This is a genomic window from Siminovitchia terrae (assembly GCF_003605405.2).
GTDB lineage: Bacteria > Bacillota > Bacilli > Bacillales > Bacillaceae_C > Siminovitchia > Siminovitchia terrae.
Genome location: NZ_QYTW02000012.1, coordinates 1 through 19,691, shown reverse-complemented (window position 1 = coordinate 19,691; position 19,691 = coordinate 1). Strand labels below are relative to the sequence as shown.

The window sequence follows — 19,691 nt, the reverse complement described above, 5'->3', positions numbered from 1 at the left end:
GATTAAATGGAGCGTTTTTTCAAACCACACATTATTGTACTGACATGCTTGTAGAGATTTTATTTTTCACAGAAAGTAACGTAATGGCCATTAGCAGCACAATCGCCGCCACGACCACAAAGGGGAGGTGTTTATCCACTTGGTATAGAGTTGTGCTGAGAATGGGGGCAATCATAGCAGAAATCCCTTGGACAGCTGCCACTAGTCCGGATACACCGCCTTGCTGCTCACGTGCAACGGCAAGTGAAGAACCTGCCATAAAACCTGGCATCATCAGACCGGCTCCAATGCCAAAAAAGGCGAAGGCCACGTAAAAACCAATCGGGCTTATGATGAACAAAAAGAGCAGCATACTTATAATCAGAAGCAATGATCCAACCAAGATCAGAGGCTTTGGCTCCCATTTCGTTTTTTTCATTTGGATTCCTTGTGTGACTATCATCGCAACTCCACTAAGCATAAGACCCATGGAAACCATTCGTGCTGTTTCCTTCGTAGTCAAAGATAATTGATCCTGAAAATAAAAACCTCCGACCACCTGCAAAGTGACGATGCTGAGCATTGTTGCCAGACCAGCAAACAAATAAAGACGAAGTTCTTTTTGCAATGGATTGACTCTCGGCGGCTTTTCTTGAATAACTGGTTTTTGAGCCGGGATCAACAGCAGTACGACGATAAATGCGACAAGCGGCAGCATCGCACCTATATAAAGTGGCCAAATTAGGCCGATGAGCGCAAACCCTCCGGCAATTGCAGGGCCGAGCACAAGCCCCATCCCATTGGCGGCACCGATTAAAGCCATCCCTGCTGATCGCCCTTTTTCATCCGTAACGTCAGCCATATACGCCTGTGCTGACGATGGAACAGCAGGAATAAACAATCCAACCATACTGCGTGCTATAATCAGTAATATAACTAAAAGTCCGCCGCTGATAAGCTTCGTCAAACCGGCATACATCGTCGCCGTGAACAAAACATAGCTCACAAACATCCCTATGAAGCCAATCAATATGACAGGCTTCCTTCCTTTAATATCGCTCCACCTTCCCCACACCGGAGCCATCACTGCCATCGCAACAGACCCCAAAGAAATGATTAAACCTGAGTGAGTTTCACTCAAGCCCAATTCTCGTATAAGCGGGGGCATGACAGGAGCGATGATCATCAAGCCAACCATGGCAACAAAAACACTGAAAAAAATGCTGAATCGTACTCGTTCCATCTTCACATCTATCTCCTTTCACAAGACGCTTCTTTTGATTGATAAAATTAGCGAGTTATTGAGATATATTATCAATGAAAGTGGAATGCTTTGCCGCCTGCTAACGGATTTTCCTTAATGCTAAACGGATTCTTTTGGTTTAAAGGCCTTATCGACTGTAAGAATCGTAGCTTTTTTGAACTTCACTCGGGTTATATCCATAGGTTTTCCGGAATAGTTTGGCAAAGTGACTCAAATTGTTATAACCAACCATACTGGCAGCCTCGCTCACATTTACCTTCCCTTGCTCCAATATTTTATGTGCTTCATTCATTCGCAATCCGCGTACGTAACCAAAGACTGTCGTGCCGAACAGTTCCTTGAACCCTAGTTTGAGCTTATAATCATTGAGTCCGATCATTCTAGCGAGTTCAAGCAAACTGGGTGGCTCTTTCCATGTACCGGACAGAATCTCTTTCGCCTGGTGAAGACAGCGAATATCATGGACTTTCAGTTTGGATGCCGATCGACTTTGTTCTTCTTCCTTTTGAACACCATCCAAGTGATATACCAACAGTTCAAAAGCTTTCCCTTCTAGATAAAGCTTTTGGAGAGTTCCAGTATATGGACACTGTTTCATTTCCTCCACGATACGAGAAACATGAGGAGAAGCAGCTAACTGCCTGCAGAAAAAAGCTTTGTTCGAAATACCGCTAAGCTCTGGAAGTAGTTCATTCAGCTGCCGAATATCGATGCGAAGTTCCATATGCGACATCCGTTCAGACGGAGAAAACTCGGCATGAAGGTTTTTATCGCGAATATATGAGAATGTGGAAACGCCTGCAGATAAATCGTAGCTTCTAGGTTCGCCGGCTGCCTCCCAATAGGCCTGCCCTTCTAGGGTATAAGCAATTTCTAGGTGTGGGTACTGAACATCGATATCTAAAGCGATAGGTTCGTCAAAATTTGCATCGAACCAATTAATCTCCATGCCATCTCTTAAGCAAATCCTTTTTACATGCCCTGCACCGCTCTGTAGCGGAAGTCTATATTTCTGATAGTTCTGCTTCTGCGATAACACAGTGACATCGTTTAATTTCTCAAAGAGACACCCCAAATTTTGAGTATTCATTTGCAGATTCAAAACCGTTCTCCTTTCTTCTTCACGAATGCAAGCCCTCGTTATATACAAACGTAGGTTTACCTTATTCCGAACTCTCCTATAAAATTTCGTTTCATCCCAATCTAATAATCTGATTTTGTAATACCATCCTTGCATAGATATATCACATAGTACGAGTTACTGATCATTTTAATTGATAACAATTCTCATTGTCAACTAAGTGTAAAATAGGGCGATGTTAGTGGCACACCATAGTTTTGCTAAGAAAATCACCCTATTTAAGCAGCAGGCCCTAACTTCACCATGCTGAGTTAATTATTAAATTATTTAGTCACAAAAAAATAAACAGAAAAACCGATTAAAAACACACTGAAAATAATTTGAAGTATTTTTTCTTGTGTTTTTTTATTTTTTTTGCTGTAAACCAAATCTTATAAGAAATAAATACCTAGACTTAAAAACAATCAAATGCGCCTTGGCGTATTTGCGCCCAGATTTTATCGAGCTCCGCTCGATAAATTTCCTCTGAAAATCTGTGGCATCCACCGGAGGCTTTAACTTTATTCAGCCGGGGTTTGAACCCCCACTGAATGGAATACCAATATGCATTCATCTCTCCACTTACAGAAGTGAGAGACTTCTGCTGAATAAAGTTAAGCTTAAGTATTTGTATGCAACATAGATTGATAAAAAAATGAAATAACAATCAAACTAGAAAACAATACTTTCATTTTTACTCCCCTCTCATACGAGTAAAAAATCAATTTCTTATTGTAAAATGTTTCTTTGAATTCTTTTTCCTAAACGCTGTGCAACTATATCAGATACTCCCTCATACTCAGTTACTGCCATCAAATGATCGACTATCTTTTGCAAAGAATCAATTGGCCAATTTTCTCTTGGTTCGACTCTTAATTTAATTAATACGCTTTCACCGACAGTCCAAGAAATATCGTCAATTTCCTCTATTTCAATTGTTTTTAGAGATTGTTTTATAAACCATTCCATATGACCTTTTTCTTTAGCAAATTGCTCTAATCCCGCAGAAATATCAAAATGAGACGTACCTTCTTCGATATATTCTTCTACTTCCTCTTTTGTATAAACTCGATCGAAGTCCCCATCATCATCTTCATCTGCATCATCAAACTCAGGTTTCTTTAAATTTTTTAAGAAACTTTCAAAATCCTTTGCGACTTTTTTTGGCTTACCTTCATCTGTTATGTAAAATACACATGGATTATCTCCTTTATATTCACGATAATCAAAAGCAAACCATTCATGACCATCTCCAGCAAAAAGGACAAATCCCTTTTCTATATCCCATTCTTCTACGAGATAATTAGACTCCCCAATCCCATCCTCTACATCTATACCCATAATAGAATCAATATCAACTTCACCATCAGGTACTTTATTGGAATGAAACTCATTATAAGATAATGTTCCACCATTTTGTTTCTTCATAAGTTCAACATAAGCTGCTGGAAATTTGACTCCTAATTTTTTCTCTACCTGATTCAACTTTTCATCTGTTAAATCATCGAGGTTTGCAAAATCTATGCCAATATCAGTATCAAAAACATAATCAAACATACTAATTCTCCTTTTCTATACGTGTTAAAGATTGGAAATTAAATACAAAAACTTCAAAAAGTATAACCATACAGGCAATACCTTTATTTCAAAAAAAATCTTTCACCCTTTCGATGAAAGGTTTTCCATCAACAATGCCATTGTTGAATAATTCTACGGCAGTTCTATACTCTTGAGTATATGAGTTTTTTGAACGTGTAAGTAGGTAGTTTTTTTCTTCACCATATAGTCTACTAATCCACCATTCTTCGCCTTTATAATAAAATGCTAGTTCCTGCTCTTCAACTTCTACTGCAAATCTAAATTCTTGCCATTCTTTCTCGGTCATTCTTATGTACCTCCCTATAAATATCAGTTGAGGCTGAGCAAATGATGTGGAATTCAGCAGCTCCCCATTTAGAATATATCAGGTCATTATACGAATATGTTGTGTCAGGGGTTGCACAATGTATAAGAGACATATTTACCTTCTTTAGATATGTTACTTAGGCATAGGTGTAAAAACGCTTTGTACTGAATCCAACGATCTTTAGAGATTGTTCTTCATCAATTGATATGGGCCCTTCTCTCCATAATATCGCGAGTCGATCTCCATATAATGGAAACATGGAATACGTGTAATCGATAATGGTGTGCTTGCGATGTCCGAACAAACTAAGATCAATTATGAATATAATTCATTAAGTTTACGATTCACAGTTGAAATTTTTGATTTATGAAGGTATTTCTTATTTTTCGTCAAAATATTATTGTGAATAGTAATGGAAGATGAAAGGGTGAGAACGCTGCCGAACAAAAATAAAAAGTTATCTGGTACCGAACAGGTTGCAGAATTTATGAACAACCTTGAGCATCCACTTAAAGAGGAGATCACAGAAGTTAGAAAAATCATTTTAGGAACGAACAGCAAAATTACAGAAAAAATTAAATGGAATGCACCCAGTTTCTGTGTCGATGGTCATGATCGGATAACGTTTAACCTTAATGGAAAAGGATTTTTTCGACTTATTTTTCATTGCGGAGCAAAAGTTAAAGATAATGCGACCAATACACCTTTGTTTGTTGATAACAGCGAGATATTGGATTGGGTAACTAATGACAGGGCCATAGTGAAATTCACCAATATGGATGATGTGAAAGCCAAGGAAAATGACCTTCGAGAAGTGATAGATAAGTGGATTCGAACAACGATTTGACTGGTAAAAACACTTCTTGGATTGACCATTGCTAAGAAGATAAAACCAGTCCATGCACTGAAGTTAATCTCTCACCTATTAAAGCGAGCTAAAATTCGGACAATGTAGATGAACCAAATTCCAAATAGAACAATAGATTTTAACAGAGTCACATGCCGTTCGGTATACAGCGGTTCGTGAAGTCTAAATTTTGTCTCTACTTGTATCAATACCCATGTGTTTATGTTTGGAACGTTCACAACCTATAATCAAATGCGCCTTGGCGTATTTGCGTCCAGATTTTATCAAGCTCCGCTTGATAAATTTCCTCTAAAAATCTGTGGCATCCGCCGGAGGCTTTAACTTTATTCAGCCGGGATTTGAACCCCCTCTGAATGGAATACCAATATGCTTTCATCTCACCACTTACAGAAGTGGGAGACTTCTGCTGAATGAAGTTAAAAAAATTCCAATTTCTCATCAATATGACTGAGAAATTGGGATTTCAAATATTCAATAATTAATTTATTTGTATACTATTTTTTTATTTTTCCGTCTCTTTAAGCTAAAATAAATCGTTATAACTGTTACAAATAATAATGCAAGATGAAAAACAAGATGAAGTGTATTCGGTGTGATTCCATTCATTTCCGGTAAAAAAGCATGAGTTTTTCCAAACATCCACTGGTATTGTTGAACTTTTTCTGCAGTTGTACCAAAGAAGTATGGGATCCACCAAGCCCAGATCGCACCTATAAGAAGTACAGGGAAGTAAATATTTAAAAATATCTTTACTAATAAGGGGTACGCTTTTCCCACATAGACGGAACAAAAGAAAAACGCTGGTGCAAACGGAGCTCCATTAAGTATTGTCTGGATAATTAATTCCCTCGTTGTTTTAACCTGTTTTACTGCTTCGACATCATTCAAACTACCAAATGAAATCCAATCATGGGTAAATAGAAATAATAAGATGAGCAGCTGTAACCCTAAATAAAGCCAGTCAAGCAATATAATTTTCCTCATTTTCTCCTCCAGTATTTTATTCTTTCATGATTATATTCGAAAGTAAAACGCATTCATACGTTCGTAAGAATGATTTTTTCTAGGGCTGAAGACGTAAACAATCGTAAAAGGAACAAAATAGCTAACGCGACCTTAGTGACGTTCCAAGTGAAGTAAAATCACTTGGGACTTTTCTCGCCCTACGCATAGCGCCATTACATCTGGGACAGATAGTCTCCACTTCTTCATTTTGTTTTTTATCCTCTTGAAATTCTTGTACAACAAATTCAGGGACATCGTCTTCCTCCCCACAACCTATACAAATAAAAAGTATCGTTTTTATTTCTTCATCAAGTCCAAATGAATCTTCTTCATCCAACCATATCAAATGCGCCTTGGCGTATTTGCGCCCAGATTTTATCGAGCTCCGCTTGATAAATTTCCTCTGAAAATCTGTGGCATCCGCCGGAGGCTTTAACTTTATTTAGCCAGGGTTTGCCCCCCCACTGAATGGAATCCTAATATGCATTCATCTCACCACTTACAGAAGTGGGAGACTTCTGCTAAATGAAGTTAAAAAACTCTTAATTAGTTAATCCGGCTCTTTCCAGAACCCATCAAAATAATCTTTTAAAATACGTTTGATTATCCCACTTTTTTATCTGCTCATTCTCATACTCCTCAGCTGTATACGAACAGTTAGTCACAAGTCTAGAAATTTATAATTATTAAAAAAGGTTATCCTGGTCAGATTCCTGACATGGATAACCTTTTTTATTTCCTTTTCCCCCTGCGTCCATAGCGGAGACAATGCTGATTGTTAGTTAATACCTAGATATTCTTCCAATGTTAAGCCACTGTTATATACATTTGCTGCTAGGTCTTTTCCCAAATATCGTAGATGCCAAGGCTCGTATTTGTACCCAGTGATATGCTCTTTACCCTTTGGATAGCGTACAATGAAGCCATATTTATGAGCATTGTTCGCCATCCATTTAGTTGCCGAGGTTTCAGAAAACCATTGACTCTCGTTTCCAACTTCACCAATATCAAATGATAATCCTGTTTGGTGTTCCGAATGCCCCGGTCTAGCGCTATAAAGATCAGCTGCAGCTTTTCCATCTCGTGCAATGTAATGCTGATAAAGCTGATTCTGATAACTGTAGGTGCGATAGCCACTGAATACCGTTAAGTTAAAACCTTTTTTCTTTGCATCGTTTTTCATCACGTTAAACGCTTTTCGCGCCGCTGTACTTTCACCTGGCGCATAACTATCAGGAAGTGAATATTTTTTATTTACAATCAAAACACCTTTGATATAAGTTGGCTTTATTTGAGAACTATTTGTCTTTTTGATATAAGAACCACTTACATAGCCAGTTCTTCCTTTATAGTTGAAGCGATACCAAGCAGTAGATGTTTTGCCAGTTACATTGATCTTACTCCCCAAACGCAAAGAACCAATCTTTTTATGCTTCGTGCTTGCTCCTGAACGGACATTTAATGTGCTGGCAGTTACTGTATATTCTCCACTTACTTTTGTAATATTGCTGTCATTAGATGGTGTTTTTTTCTTGGGTGCTGCTTTCAAATAAGCCCCACTAACGTAGCCAGTTTCTCCATTAAACGTGAATCTATACCAATTATTCGATGTTTTACCAGACACATTTATTTTTTTATTCTTTTTAAGATAACCGAGACGCTTATACTTTGTTGAATTGCCTGTTCTTACATTTAATGTTGAAGCTGTTACAACATAGGTTCCACTTGCTTTTGATATTTTCATATTCTTATTAGCAGAAGATCCTATTGGACTAGTGAATAGACTTAAAATCAATGCTATTACACTAATCATGGCGATAGACTTTGTCTCAACTTTTTTCGCAAACATATTAATCCCCTTTCTAAAATCACATAATTATTAATATACAAATTTCCCCTTTCCAAATTCTATACATTGTTGTTCATAACCATTTGCTCTAAGAGAATCATTGATTCCGGCTATCTTTTGCCGGATAAACCCATGCTCGACATCAGCCAACGATATTGGGAATGTATTATTGCCCGATTTGGTAGATACAATATGTTTTTGCTTTTCGGTTACAAGAGAGAGGGTTTAGACAAGGGTGAATGGGAATAGTGGACTTTCCTCTTCTCCCGTTTTAATTTTGTAATTTGAACGATTAATATAGAGTAGGATGAAAGTAGATGAATTAGAAGAAAAACAAGAGCTTGTGTTATAGTGTTTGATAAAAAAAATATTCTTATAGAAAGGCGGCCCCCACCTGTGGACTTATCATTAGAAAAATTACGTATTGAGGATTCTAAAGCATTGTTTGAATTTGAACTTAACAACAAAACTTATTTTGAAAAAACAGTTCCGCCTCGAGGTGATGAATACTATCATTTTGAAGTATTTCTAAGTCGGCTGTATTCCTTGATAGATGAGCAAAACCGAGGAATATCCAATTTCTATCTGATTAAGGATATACACCATTCTATTCTGGGACGAATGAACTTAGTGGACATAGAAAAGTCGCAAGCTATTGGCCATCTTGGCTATAGAGTGGGGCAATTATATGCTGGAAAGGGAATTGCCAGTAGAGCATTAGAACTGTTATTAGAAAAAACTTCAGAAGAAGGTATTGTGAAACAAATAAAAGCGAAAACGACAACTAATAACATAGCTTCTCAAAGGGTTTTAGAGAAAAATGGGTTTGAGCGGTTAGATATAAGTGATGACACCATTCACTTCAATGGGGTAGATTTGAAATTTGTACATTATAAGTGGACAGCTAAATAGAAAAACATTGTTTCATATAGTAGAAGTATTCAATAGGTAATTTTTTCACTCCATGAAAATGCGAAAAATCTCCGTTCATGAGCAAAAAGTCAAAAATCTGATCACAACGAAAAGAGCACCGCCTTACAGGATGCTCCTCTCCTTTGTTCTTGATTCTCAAGTTAGTTTATCTTCTGTTTGATGAGAATGACTTTATATTCATTAAAAATCGTAATGCCTGACTTATTGTCGTTGGAACGATGGACATATGATTTTCATCTGATGATGTATAAAATTGCGCCGATACCAAAGGGAATGAGTCCAAATGTTGGAACAGGCATCTAGCATTTTCATACATCTGATGTAAATCATCATTTGAATCAGCTTTTTAAAGAGGAAGCTATGAAATTTTTGATTAGTTTTTTTCCCCAGATTAGCTTGTTTACCTATTCCTGTTATATCCCCTATTACAATTGTTTCAAAATGGATTTTTCTTATGTACAGTAAAATATCGGTTCGTAGGAAACTTTTGATTCATTCCTTCATAGTTTATGATTTTTTAAAGCTGACATGTAGCAGACTATGTAAGTTATAACTATATTTATTCACTCGTTAAACTTTTTGAAAATGATTCATTGCAATTTCTTCCTCCCCTTGTATGCAGTCTGCTGAATTGGGAAAAGATAATAAAAATTTGTGAGGAGGGAGCTGGCTTGATTCGAAATGTACAAAAGCTATTGAAGAAAAAACGAAAAAAGCAACAGAAAAATATAGTACAAATTCCCAAACCCCAGGATACCCTCCAAGAAAAAGAAATCATAGTTCATCCTGTTCTTGAGGATAATATCAAATTTATATATGAGGCCTTCTGCAATACGGATGATTTAAAGGTTCGTGATGTGACCTTCGATGACAGGAAGGGCAAGCTTATCTATTTGGAGACGATGGCTGACACAAAGGAAATTCAGCAAAGCATTCTCATTCCGTTGTCTGAAGCTGAGGAAACTCGAAATGTCAGAGAGATCATAACAAGCCCTGAGCTCAAAATAACAAACAACTTAAACGAAGCGGTATCCGCCCTGCTGATGGGAAACTGTGCCCTTTTTTTTGTGGACGGAACTGATTTCTTTTTATTCAATACAATTCAAGTGAATGCCCGGACACCAGAGGAACCCGAAAATGAAAAAGTTGTACGCGGATCCCACGAAGGATTTGTAGAAAATTTGAACATCAATTTAAACCTGATTAGGGAACGTGTGAAAAACCCCCAGCTGATGATCAAATATTTTAAATTGGGAAAGGAAACAAATTCAAACGTAGCGATTGTTTATATGAATGGGCTTGCAAACCCTTCGGTCGTTGAGGAAGTTAAAAAGCGGATTGAATCGATCTCAACCGGCATGGTTTTCAGTCCGGGATATATTGAGGAGTTCATTGAAGATCATCCGTTTTCCCCATTTCAGCAAATTCTGTTTACTGAAAGACCTGATCGGGCAGAGGCTCATTTAATGGAGGGACGAGTGGTGGTTATGAGCGAAGGATCTGCAGATGCATCGATTGTACCCGTCACGTTTTTTTCCTTCTTCCAGACCCCTGATGACTACAATATCAGATTTTACGCAGGATCCATTTTTCGTTTGATCCGGTTATTCAGTTTTTGGGGGGCGCTCACGCTTCCAGCCATATACATTGCTGTTGTCGGCTTTCACTTTGAAATCATTCCATATGATCTGATAACACTTGTAAAAAGCTCGATTGAAAATATCCCGTTTCCCCCATTTTTTGAAGCGCTTTTCATGGCGATTACCATTGAATTAATACGGGAAGCGGGAATCAGGCTTCCGTCACCAATTGGCCAGACGATTGGCATTGTCGGAGGCCTGATTATCGGGGATGCGGTCGTTAATGCTGGCCTAGTGTCAAACATGATGATAATTGTTATTGCTTTAACTGCGATCATGTCATTTGGTATCCCTTCTTATGAAATGGGAAACACCGTCCGTATCCTGTCGTTGCCAATCATGATTGCCGCTGCCACCCTTGGATTTGTGGGAATTGTATTCGTTCTCATGATTATCATCATCCATATGTGTAAATTGGACTCCTTTGGGACGCCATATATTGCTCCTTTGTCCCCTTTGAATGGAAAAGATTTAAAGGATGCTATTGTGCGTTTTCCAGTCTGGTCGCTAGACCACCGTTCAAAATATGCACTAGCTCAAAAGCAGGTAAGACAAAGGGCATCAAGGGAATGGGGAAAGAATGATCGGTAAAAAAGAAATTACTCAGTTTCAGTTGATATTTTTATTAATTCACAGCCAGGTAGGAGTAGGAGTGGTTTCTTTGCCTTTCGATGTTTTTATGAAGGCAAAGGGAGACAGTTGGATATCTATATTGTTAACAGGAGTCATCATTCAGATTGCAATCCTTTTATTCGGAGCATTAATGATGCGTTTTCCTTCAAGTCATTTGTATGGGATTGCCCAATCCCTCTTTGGAAAAGTGATCGGAAAAATGATCGTTATCTTATATAGTATATATTTTATTTACTTTGGAAGTTTGGTTCTGGAGAAATTTTCCTATATCCTCAAAGCTTGGATGATGCCGCTGACACCCAAATGGCTATTGCTCGTACTGATGGTGGTTACTGCGGTTTATATTGTAAAAGGTAACCTTCAGCTCATTGCTCGTTTCTTTGTTATTGCCTCCGTTGTTTTAATCGGATTTATAGGCTTTGCTGCTTATGCGTTAAAAGATGCAAATCTTACATTTATTTTGCCTGTTGGAGCCAATGGAGTCCTGCCAGTGATTCATGGAATAAACCCCAGTTTGTATGCTTTTCAGGGATTCGAGTTATTGCTTATCTTCCATCCTTTTGTTCAATCGGATAAAAAGGGGGTGCTAAAAGCAGCAACGATTGCCAATATCTTTGTCACACTTTTTTATTTGTTTTTGGTCTTAACGTGCTTGCTTTTTTTCAGTCCGGAAGAATTTAAGCTTGTACCTGAACCGGTTTTATATCTAATAAAGGCATTCACTTTCAGAATTATTGAAAGGCCAGACTTACTCTTTACGTCCATGTGGATTGTCTTGGTGGCCACTACATTTATGAGTGCGTTATACATCTCCTCATTGGGGCTCTCAGTTGCCATGAATTCAAATAAAATAAAAAAATTCGTCATTCTAACTGCAAGCATATGCTTTGGGTTGGCGATGTTTTTTCATGGAAAGTATGAGATAGCATCCATATCCAGGATTTATAATAATTTTCTTGTTTTTACTTTCGCTTTAGGCTTACCAATTTTATTTTTACTTGTATCCATCATTTTCAACAAAAAGGAGCGAGGGGAATAGCGAATGATTTATCGATTAACCTTTATTTGGGCGGCCATATTATCCATCATTCTTGCTGGATGCTGGGATCAGCGCTTATTAAAGGAACATAGCCTAGTTTTATCTATTGGATATGACCGTGGAAACGACGAAAAATTAATCAAGACCGTGACCTTTCCAAAAAACAATAATGATTCGAGTCAGCAAAGTGCACCTGTAAATAAAAGTAAAGTTTTATCCATGACCGGGGATACAGTCAAGGATGCTGAAAAAAAAATGGACCAAAGCATTCCCCAAAAATTTGACAGGTCCAAAGCAAAGGTCATTCTTTTGGGTAAACGATTGGCTTCCCAAGGCATTTTTCCCACTTTGGATTCCATTTATCGGGATTTGAGAGGTCCATTAAATGCCACTTTAGCTATCTTTGATGGAAATGCAAAAGGTGGATTGTCAGTCAAGACGGGTGATTCTATGCTTGTCAGTGATGTTTATTCAGAGCTTCTTGACAGTGCTGAAAAAGGAGGAATTACCAAAAATGAAAATGTGCAAACCGCTTGTCCGATTATTTTATCAAAAGGTAAAGATCTTGTGTTGCCCTATGTTGGCTTAAAGGATGAAAAAGAAGTAAGAGTAAAAGGATTGGCTTTGTTTAATGGTGATCGCCTGACAGGCCAATTGAATATCGAGGAAACGACCATGTTCCTGATATTGTCGGATCAAAAGACAAAGGGCGCAACATTAAACTTTAAGGTAAGGAACGATCAAAAAAAACACGATAAAAACTTTGTGAACATCGCCGTACGTAAAGACAAAAGAAAAGTAAATATAAACGCAAATAAAGGAATTATTGCTGCAAAAGTAATTGTAGATCTTGAGGTGGAGGTTGATGAATATGCATTAGATCATTTAAATAAGGAAAAAGAAGTGAAAGCCCTGGCCAAACGTTTAGAAAGCCGCTTAAATAAATTGGCGAAAAAAACGTTGACGAAAATGCAAGAGGCCAATAATGATTCTTTGGGGCTAGGAGAGAGAGTTAAAGCCTATCATCATTCCACATGGAAAAAAATCGATTGGAAAAAAATTTACCCTGAAATTCCGATTGATGCAACATTTAATGTCAAAATCGATCGGCACGGGATTATTAATTGATTGTTCAATAAGACCTAAAAAAGACAGCATAACCATTTTGAAGATTTTCTTCCTCTACCGCGCTATCGCTTATCTAGAATCCCGGGCTGTTTGGCCAACTGACTTGTTTTGTTCAATCATCATTTGTACAGTGGTTTTTTTGAAATCTTCATCAAATGTTTTTCACTCATGTAGACACCCAGTTTTGTTTGTTATATTTATAATAAACTGTGTCTACTTTTGAGTCTAATATCATTGACCTTTTTTCATTTGGTCTAATGATAGCGGTAGTCGGGGTAGAACGTAGCGCCTGTGGGACTTGATCCCGTCAGAAAAACTGTTCACCCGGAAAGAGTTGCGGATAGAGTCATTAATCAATTTTCTATGTCAACAGCCCAGTTTGTTGCCGTATTAGTTATATTTCTATTCGACAGTAGTTCAACCATTATTGGTTCCCTTTATTTCAATTATCGATTTCTGTCTATTTTAATTAGAACCCATATTTTCCGTTTCTTTTGGGAACCCTGCCAGATATTTCGCATAAAATATTATTGCATTTTGGAGTTTAGAAACTGTATCATAATCTCCGAGATATAAAAAAATATTTTTGCTAGGGTTACGATTGTTTAGTTCAATTAACCAAATATGATGATGGCGGTCAATAGCGATATCAACGCCAGATTTGTATATATTTTCATATTTATCAATCTCTTCAGCAGCTTTAATGGCAATTTTATACATCTTTTGACGGATACTTAATGCCTCATCTTCAGATAGATTGAATGATGTTAAAAGTAAGGTTTGTGCTCGTATCACTTTTCCGCCATTTTCGAGGTTGCTAACGATGCTCCCTTTTACACCTTTCTTCCCCACGATCCCCACATCTTCCCATTTACCACTTTGATTTTTTATAAGAGCAATTCGAAAATCAATGGAATGATTTTTTTCTATTTCTAAATCTATTTGTTGCTGTATAATAAATTTCTTGCTTTTGAACTTAGATTTTACATAATCAAGTAGTTCGTTTTCAGAGGAAAAGTGGATGATTTTATTTTTTTGATTACTTCGATATTTAACGCAATAATGATCAGGTTCTGCTATAAATTTTTCAATACCTATTCCCTGTAATCCTGATAACGGCTTTACATAAATTGTACGAAAGGTTTTAAGATACTTTAAGATGTCATTAGGCTTTTTATATAAGAATGTTTTGGGTAAATGGGGAATCAAATGTTGATTTGAACGAAGCCGTTGATACATTTTCCATTTATTAATGCTAAGTGAATGAATAAAACGTGACCCATAAAGTTTTTTAAAATATTTTTTTCTTTTAGTAGACAATGTCGTTCGTTCTATGATTACAGCGGGAAAAGGGAAAGTCCCCTCTTCCCATTTTTTCGAAGATGGGTTGTAGATATAACCAATTATCTTAGAGTTATTTTGATCTATACCTTCCCAAGAAAATGCTACTACAACTCCTCTTACTAACCGATATTGTTTACTTATTTGTTTAAGTTTATTTACTTTCTTTTTAAGCTTGGCACGAGAATTCGTCATCAATACACCAATAAATGGACCGATAATTATTTCACCATTTTGAATTGAAACGTCATAATCAACTTCTAAAGGAAGTTTCAGATTTTCTATTACAGTGTTAGATAATCCTATTTCGTTCTCTTTTATCGTAGCTAATTGTTTGCAAGTAACCTCTATTTTTTGTAAACCGAAGTGAATAGTAGTTTTTATCATCGTTTCGTCTAGTAGTTCACTTTGGTTAGGATGTAACATAAGGCATGGACTATCTTCACTTATTGGAATTAACTTAAAAACTTTGTCCAAGCAATCACTTCCCATCATTTTTGTGAATTGGAATAGTGGCCATCTTGGCAATAATCAAGTTGGATCAACCATCTTAATGTCTGCATGAAAGGTGCATATGACAGTATCCCACCAAAATCCCACTGGTTTTTCCATTTTATTTAGAACCCGTATTTTTCTTCTCTTTTGGGAACCCGGCCAAATATTTTGCGTAAAACAATCTTGAATTTCTGACTTTAACAATTGTGCTCTTAAGCCCAACCTTCGAAAACTTTAAGTATGGTTTACGGTTGTTTAGTTCAATTAACCAAATATGATGATCGCGGTCAATAGCTATATCTACGCCGGATTTGAATATAGTATCATATTTATCAATCTCTTCAGCAGCTTTAATGGCAATTTCAGACATCTTTTGACGGATACTTAATGCCTCTGCTTCAGATAGATTTAATGACGTTAAAAGTAAGGTTTGTGCTCGTATCATTTTTCCACCATTTGTGAGGTTGCTAACGACACTCCCTTTCCTGCCTTTTCTGCCCACCATACCCACATCTTCCCATTTGCCACTCTGGTTTTTTATAAGAGCAATTCGAAAATCAATGGAATGATTTTTTTCTATTTCTAAATCTATTTGTTGCTGTATAATATATCTCTTACTTTTGAACTTAGATTTCACATAATCTAGTAGTTCGGTATCAGAGGAAAAGTGAATTGTCACATTTTTTCGATCACTTCGATATTTAACGCAATAATGATCAGGTTCTGCTATAAACTTTTCAATCCCGATTCCTCGGAATCCTGATAACGGCTTTACATAAATTGTGCGAAAGCTTTTAAGGTGATTTAAAATATCTTCGGGCTTTTTATATAAGAATGTTTTGGGTAAATGGGGAATCAAATCTTTATTTGAACTAAGCCGCTTATACATTTTCCATTTATTAATACTTGCTAAATGAAAAAAACGTGACCCATAAAGTTTTTTTAAATATTTTTTTCTTTCAGTAGACAATGCCGTTCGTTTTACGATTACGGCGGGAAAAGGGAAAGTCCCTTCTTCCCATTTTTTCGAAGATGGGTTGTAAAAATAACCATTTATCTTGGAGTTATTTTGATCTATACCATTCCAAGAAAATGCTACAACAACTCCTCTTACTAACCGATATTGTTTACTTATTTGTTTAAGTTTTTTTATTGGTATAAGTTTATTTACTTTCTTTTTAAGTTTGGCACGAGAATTCGTAATCAACACACCAATAAATGGACCGATTATTATTTCACCGTTCTGAATTGAAACTTCATAATCAACTTCTAAAGGAAGTTTCAGATTTTCTATGACAGTGGTAGATAATCCTATTTCGTTTTCTTTTATCGTATCTAATTGTTTGCAAGTAACCTCTATTTTTTGTAAACCGAAGTGAATGGTAGTTTTTATCATCGTTTCGTCTAGTAATTTACTTTGTTTAGGATTTAATATAAGGCATGGACTATCTTCACTTATTGGAATTAACTTAAAAACTTTTTCCATGCAATCACTTCCCATCATTTTTCTGAATTGGATCGTAGCCATTTTGGCAATAATCAAGTTGGATCAATTATCTTAATGGCTGCATCAAAGGTGCATATGACACTATCCCACCAAAATCCCACTGTTTTTTCCATTTTATTCAGAACCCATATTTTCCTTTTCTTTTGGAAACCCAGCCAAATATTTTGCATAAAGCATTCTTGAATTGCTGACTTTGATAATTGTGCTCTTAAGCCCAACCTTCGAAAAACTTGCAAAGCCTGGGGTACGATTGTTTAGTTCAATTAACCAAATATGATGATGTCGGTCAATAGCGATATCAACGCCGGACTTGAATATAGTATCATATTTATCAATCTCTTCAGCAGCCTTAATGGCAATTTCAGACATCTTTTGACGGATACTTAATGCCTCATCTTTAGATAGATGCAACGATTTTAAAAATATGGTTTGTGCTCGTTTCACTTTTCCACCGTTCGAGAGGTTGCTAACGACACTCCCTTTAATGCCTTTCCTGCCGACCATACCCACATCTTCCCATTTGCCACTCTGGTTTTTTATAAGAGCAATTCGAAAATCAATGGAATGATTTTTTTCTATTTCTAAATCTATTTGTTGCTGTATAATATACCTTTTACTTTTGAACTTAGATTTTACATAATTAAGTAGTTCCGTATCAGAGGAAAAGTTGATTGTATTATTTTCTTGATTACGTCGATATTTAACGCAATAATGATCACCTTCAGCTATAAACTTCTTAATACGGATTCCTTGTAATCCTGATAACGGCTTTACATAAATTGTACGAAAGCTTTTAAGATACTTTAAAATATCTTCGGGCTTTTTATATAAGAATGTTTTAGGTAAATGGGGAATCAAATCTTTATTTGAACTAAGCCGCCGATACATTTTCCATTTATTAACACTTGCTAAATGAAAAAAACGTGACCCATAAAGATTTTTTAAATATTTTTTTCTTTTAATAGACAATGCCGTTCGTCTTACGATTACGGCAGGAAAAGGGAAAGTCCCCTCTTCCCATTTTTTCGAAGATGGGTTGTAAATATAACCAATTATCTTAGAACTTTTTTGATCAATACCTTCCCAAGAAAATGCTATAACACTCCCACTCACTAATGAGGATTGTTTAATATATTTAAGTTTTTTTAATTTATTTTCAAGAATAACACGGGAATTCGCCAATAGTATGCCAATAAATGGACCGATTATTATTTCACCGTTTTGAATTGAAACCTCATAATCAACTTCTAAAGGAATCTGCAGATTTTCTATGACAGTGGTAGATAACCCTATTTCGTTCTTTTTCAAAGTATTTAATTGTTTGCAAGCAACCTTTATTTTTTGTAAACCAAAGTGAATAGTAGTTTTTCTCATCGTTTCATCTAGTAATTTACTTTGTTTAGGATTTAACATAAGGCATGGGCTATCTTCACTAATAGGAATTATTTTAAAAGCTCCGTCCAAGCAATCACTTCCCTTCACATGGTTATCGTGCCTATGGAGAATATATTTCAAAAAAATGAGCACAAACAATTTGTCCCTATTTTAGGAATCTTCACAAGTTGGAAAGGTGACCATTTGACTCAGTAAATGTTTACCCTGTTCGAAAAACATAAGGCCATTTATTCGTGTGTTTTTTAATAGCCATCTTAGCTAATAATAAAGTTGGGTCAACCATTTTAATAGTGAGCAGCGATTCTTGAAGTAATTTTTGTATTATGAAAATATGATTGGGTGATGATCTGATCGACCTCAGCAGGGGTTTTACAAACAATATTAATATATAAATCACCGTGGCATATGCTCCCATCTCACCAAGAATTCCAATGGTTTTCCCCATTTTTGTTAGATTTGTCCTTTCCCTATACATAATATGTTACACAAAAGAAATAGATATAAGTAATTCACTCATTTTCTTCGAAAGTGTTTCTAATTTAGGGAGTTATGTACACTCGCGTCTAAATAACTATGTATGAAACTGACTATGTCTCATATCTAGTCTTGAGGTGATTAGAATGTATGTAACAATAAATATTAAAACGGATTTTAAGACACTAGTCTTTCAGACAAAGCAGGGTATGGTTAGTTAAAAATAAAAAGTCAATAAAAGTCAGTTAGTAAGGGAGTTAGGCGTAGATCATGGTGTTTGAGATTCAGCCCTTATCCAATCCAATTAAGTCTTGTATACAGTTTCTGTTCGTCAATTCGGGAGTTTGCCTTCGATTCCACCACACGATGTACACCCTTGCCAATGGATAACAGTTCCTACTGCCAAGCCTATAGTGGACTTTCACAACCAAGTTAGCCCATGTCGAACGCACAATGAAAGCCACAACCATTTTTCACAAAATAGTTGTGGCTTTAGCTGTTTAACAATATCATGATCTCTAAATCGAAATGGATCATCAATAAAGCACTATTTTTTTGGTTCAATATCGGGGAGTGGTTGATTGACTAGGTTTGGAGGAAGTGGATTAAATACACAGGAACAATTTATATCAACAATAATATAGCTTTTCGTTTTCCGAAGCGAGTACAAATCATCATCAAATGAGTTAATCGGATTCCCGCCCATATCAATTTCTATAATGCAGCACTCCAACTGTAATCATTATATCTGCCCCGAAAACGGTTCCAAATGGAATTTTATTTTACTACCAGCATTCACTGCGTTTGCCTTTGCTTCATCTAAGGTATTTCCAGTCGCTATAACATATCCATACCGATGTCCCATTGATCTGGGAGGCATTATTGCTCTTTTACGAAGCTTAACATTAACTTCTCTTACTCCAGGTTCATTAGCAGCTCTATTTTTACCCGTAACTTTTACAAGACGTCCACGTGAGTTCATAGTAATATAATGGGTATAAATATGTTTCTCATGTTTTCTTATTAAATTAGGTTCATCACCAAGATAAAGTCTAATTGTTTCTTCCACCAGATTTATTCCAAAAGCTTCTTCTATCATTCGATTCATTGCTCCA

Annotated in this window: 17 protein-coding genes and 1 pseudogene; 5 read left to right on the top strand and 13 right to left on the bottom strand. The window is 36.4% G+C overall.

Going from position 1 to position 19,691, the window contains the following annotated elements; all coding sequences use genetic code 11:
* Positions 1-31 precede the first annotated feature (31 nt).
* The 5 genes from D5F11_RS12810 to D5F11_RS12795 all read right to left on the bottom strand — a co-directional run bounded on the left by D5F11_RS12810 (position 32) and on the right by D5F11_RS12795 (position 4,248).
* Positions 32-1,222, bottom strand: coding sequence for an MFS transporter (locus D5F11_RS12810; RefSeq protein WP_120116287.1), 1,191 nt, complete (start codon positions 1,220-1,222; stop codon positions 32-34).
* Between the two features lie 148 nt (positions 1,223-1,370).
* Positions 1,371-2,345, bottom strand: coding sequence for a helix-turn-helix transcriptional regulator (locus tag D5F11_RS12805; protein ID WP_120116288.1), 975 nt, complete (start codon positions 2,343-2,345; stop codon positions 1,371-1,373).
* Between the two features lie 433 nt (positions 2,346-2,778).
* Positions 2,779-2,937, bottom strand: coding sequence for a hypothetical protein (locus D5F11_RS26445; RefSeq protein ID WP_185830677.1), 159 nt, complete (start codon positions 2,935-2,937; stop codon positions 2,779-2,781).
* 155 nt (positions 2,938-3,092) lie between these two features.
* Positions 3,093-3,920 (bottom strand): SMI1/KNR4 family protein, encoded by an 828-nt coding sequence (locus D5F11_RS12800; protein WP_120116290.1) that lies wholly within the window; start codon positions 3,918-3,920, stop codon positions 3,093-3,095.
* Positions 3,921-4,008: 88 nt separating this feature from the next.
* The gene (locus D5F11_RS12795; protein WP_120116291.1) at positions 4,009-4,248 is read right to left on the bottom strand and encodes a hypothetical protein; all 240 of its coding nucleotides are present in this window, start codon (positions 4,246-4,248) and stop codon (positions 4,009-4,011) included.
* A gap of 448 nt (positions 4,249-4,696) precedes the next feature.
* Here D5F11_RS12795 and D5F11_RS12790 point away from each other — a divergent pair, with 448 nt between their 5' ends.
* Positions 4,697-5,116 (top strand): DUF1801 domain-containing protein, encoded by a 420-nt coding sequence (locus D5F11_RS12790; RefSeq protein WP_244861939.1) that lies wholly within the window; start codon positions 4,697-4,699, stop codon positions 5,114-5,116.
* Between the two features lie 235 nt (positions 5,117-5,351).
* Here D5F11_RS12790 and D5F11_RS26440 read toward each other — a convergent pair whose 3' ends face one another.
* The 4 genes from D5F11_RS26440 to D5F11_RS12775 all read right to left on the bottom strand — a co-directional run bounded on the left by D5F11_RS26440 (position 5,352) and on the right by D5F11_RS12775 (position 7,991).
* Positions 5,352-5,513: a hypothetical protein gene (locus D5F11_RS26440; protein WP_185830676.1), complete on the bottom strand. Its 162-nt coding sequence runs from the start codon at positions 5,511-5,513 to the stop codon at positions 5,352-5,354.
* A 107-nt stretch (positions 5,514-5,620) separates the two neighbouring features.
* The gene (locus D5F11_RS12785; protein WP_120116293.1) at positions 5,621-6,121 is read right to left on the bottom strand and encodes a hypothetical protein; all 501 of its coding nucleotides are present in this window, start codon (positions 6,119-6,121) and stop codon (positions 5,621-5,623) included.
* 121 nt (positions 6,122-6,242) lie between these two features.
* A complete protein-coding gene (locus tag D5F11_RS12780; RefSeq protein WP_120116294.1) occupies positions 6,243-6,479 on the bottom strand; it encodes a hypothetical protein in 237 nt (78 codons plus the stop codon).
* A 441-nt stretch (positions 6,480-6,920) separates the two neighbouring features.
* On the bottom strand, positions 6,921-7,991 hold the full coding sequence (locus tag D5F11_RS12775) for a D-alanyl-D-alanine carboxypeptidase family protein (RefSeq protein WP_126646579.1): 1,071 nt from the start codon (positions 7,989-7,991) through the stop codon (positions 6,921-6,923).
* Positions 7,992-8,387: 396 nt separating this feature from the next.
* Between D5F11_RS12775 and D5F11_RS12770 the strand changes: the two genes are divergently transcribed.
* The 4 genes from D5F11_RS12770 to D5F11_RS12750 all read left to right on the top strand — a co-directional run bounded on the left by D5F11_RS12770 (position 8,388) and on the right by D5F11_RS12750 (position 13,364).
* Positions 8,388-8,903, top strand: coding sequence for a GNAT family N-acetyltransferase (locus D5F11_RS12770; protein WP_120116309.1), 516 nt, complete (start codon positions 8,388-8,390; stop codon positions 8,901-8,903).
* 692 nt (positions 8,904-9,595) lie between these two features.
* Positions 9,596-11,155, top strand: a complete 1,560-nt coding sequence (locus D5F11_RS12760; RefSeq protein WP_245998198.1) for a spore germination protein — start codon at positions 9,596-9,598, stop codon at positions 11,153-11,155.
* Entirely contained in the window at positions 11,145-12,236 is a 1,092-nt protein-coding gene (locus tag D5F11_RS12755) for a GerAB/ArcD/ProY family transporter (protein WP_120116296.1), read from the top strand. The genes D5F11_RS12760 and D5F11_RS12755 overlap by 11 nt, the downstream gene beginning before the upstream one ends.
* A 3-nt stretch (positions 12,237-12,239) precedes the next feature.
* Positions 12,240-13,364 (top strand): Ger(x)C family spore germination protein, encoded by a 1,125-nt coding sequence (locus D5F11_RS12750; protein ID WP_126646578.1) that lies wholly within the window; start codon positions 12,240-12,242, stop codon positions 13,362-13,364.
* 465 nt (positions 13,365-13,829) lie between these two features.
* Here D5F11_RS12750 and D5F11_RS12740 read toward each other — a convergent pair whose 3' ends face one another.
* The 4 genes and pseudogenes from D5F11_RS12740 to D5F11_RS12725 all read right to left on the bottom strand — a co-directional run.
* A complete protein-coding gene (locus D5F11_RS12740) occupies positions 13,830-15,182 on the bottom strand; it encodes a YheC/YheD family endospore coat-associated protein (RefSeq protein ID WP_185830675.1) in 1,353 nt (450 codons plus the stop codon).
* 136 nt (positions 15,183-15,318) lie between these two features.
* Positions 15,319-16,686, bottom strand: coding sequence for a YheC/YheD family endospore coat-associated protein (locus D5F11_RS12735; RefSeq protein ID WP_185830674.1), 1,368 nt, complete (start codon positions 16,684-16,686; stop codon positions 15,319-15,321).
* 135 nt (positions 16,687-16,821) lie between these two features.
* Positions 16,822-18,171, bottom strand: a complete 1,350-nt coding sequence (locus tag D5F11_RS12730; protein ID WP_126646576.1) for a YheC/YheD family endospore coat-associated protein — start codon at positions 18,169-18,171, stop codon at positions 16,822-16,824.
* 1,147 nt (positions 18,172-19,318) lie between these two features.
* Positions 19,319-19,691, bottom strand: a pseudogene (locus D5F11_RS12725) (ATP-grasp domain-containing protein); the annotation flags it as partial.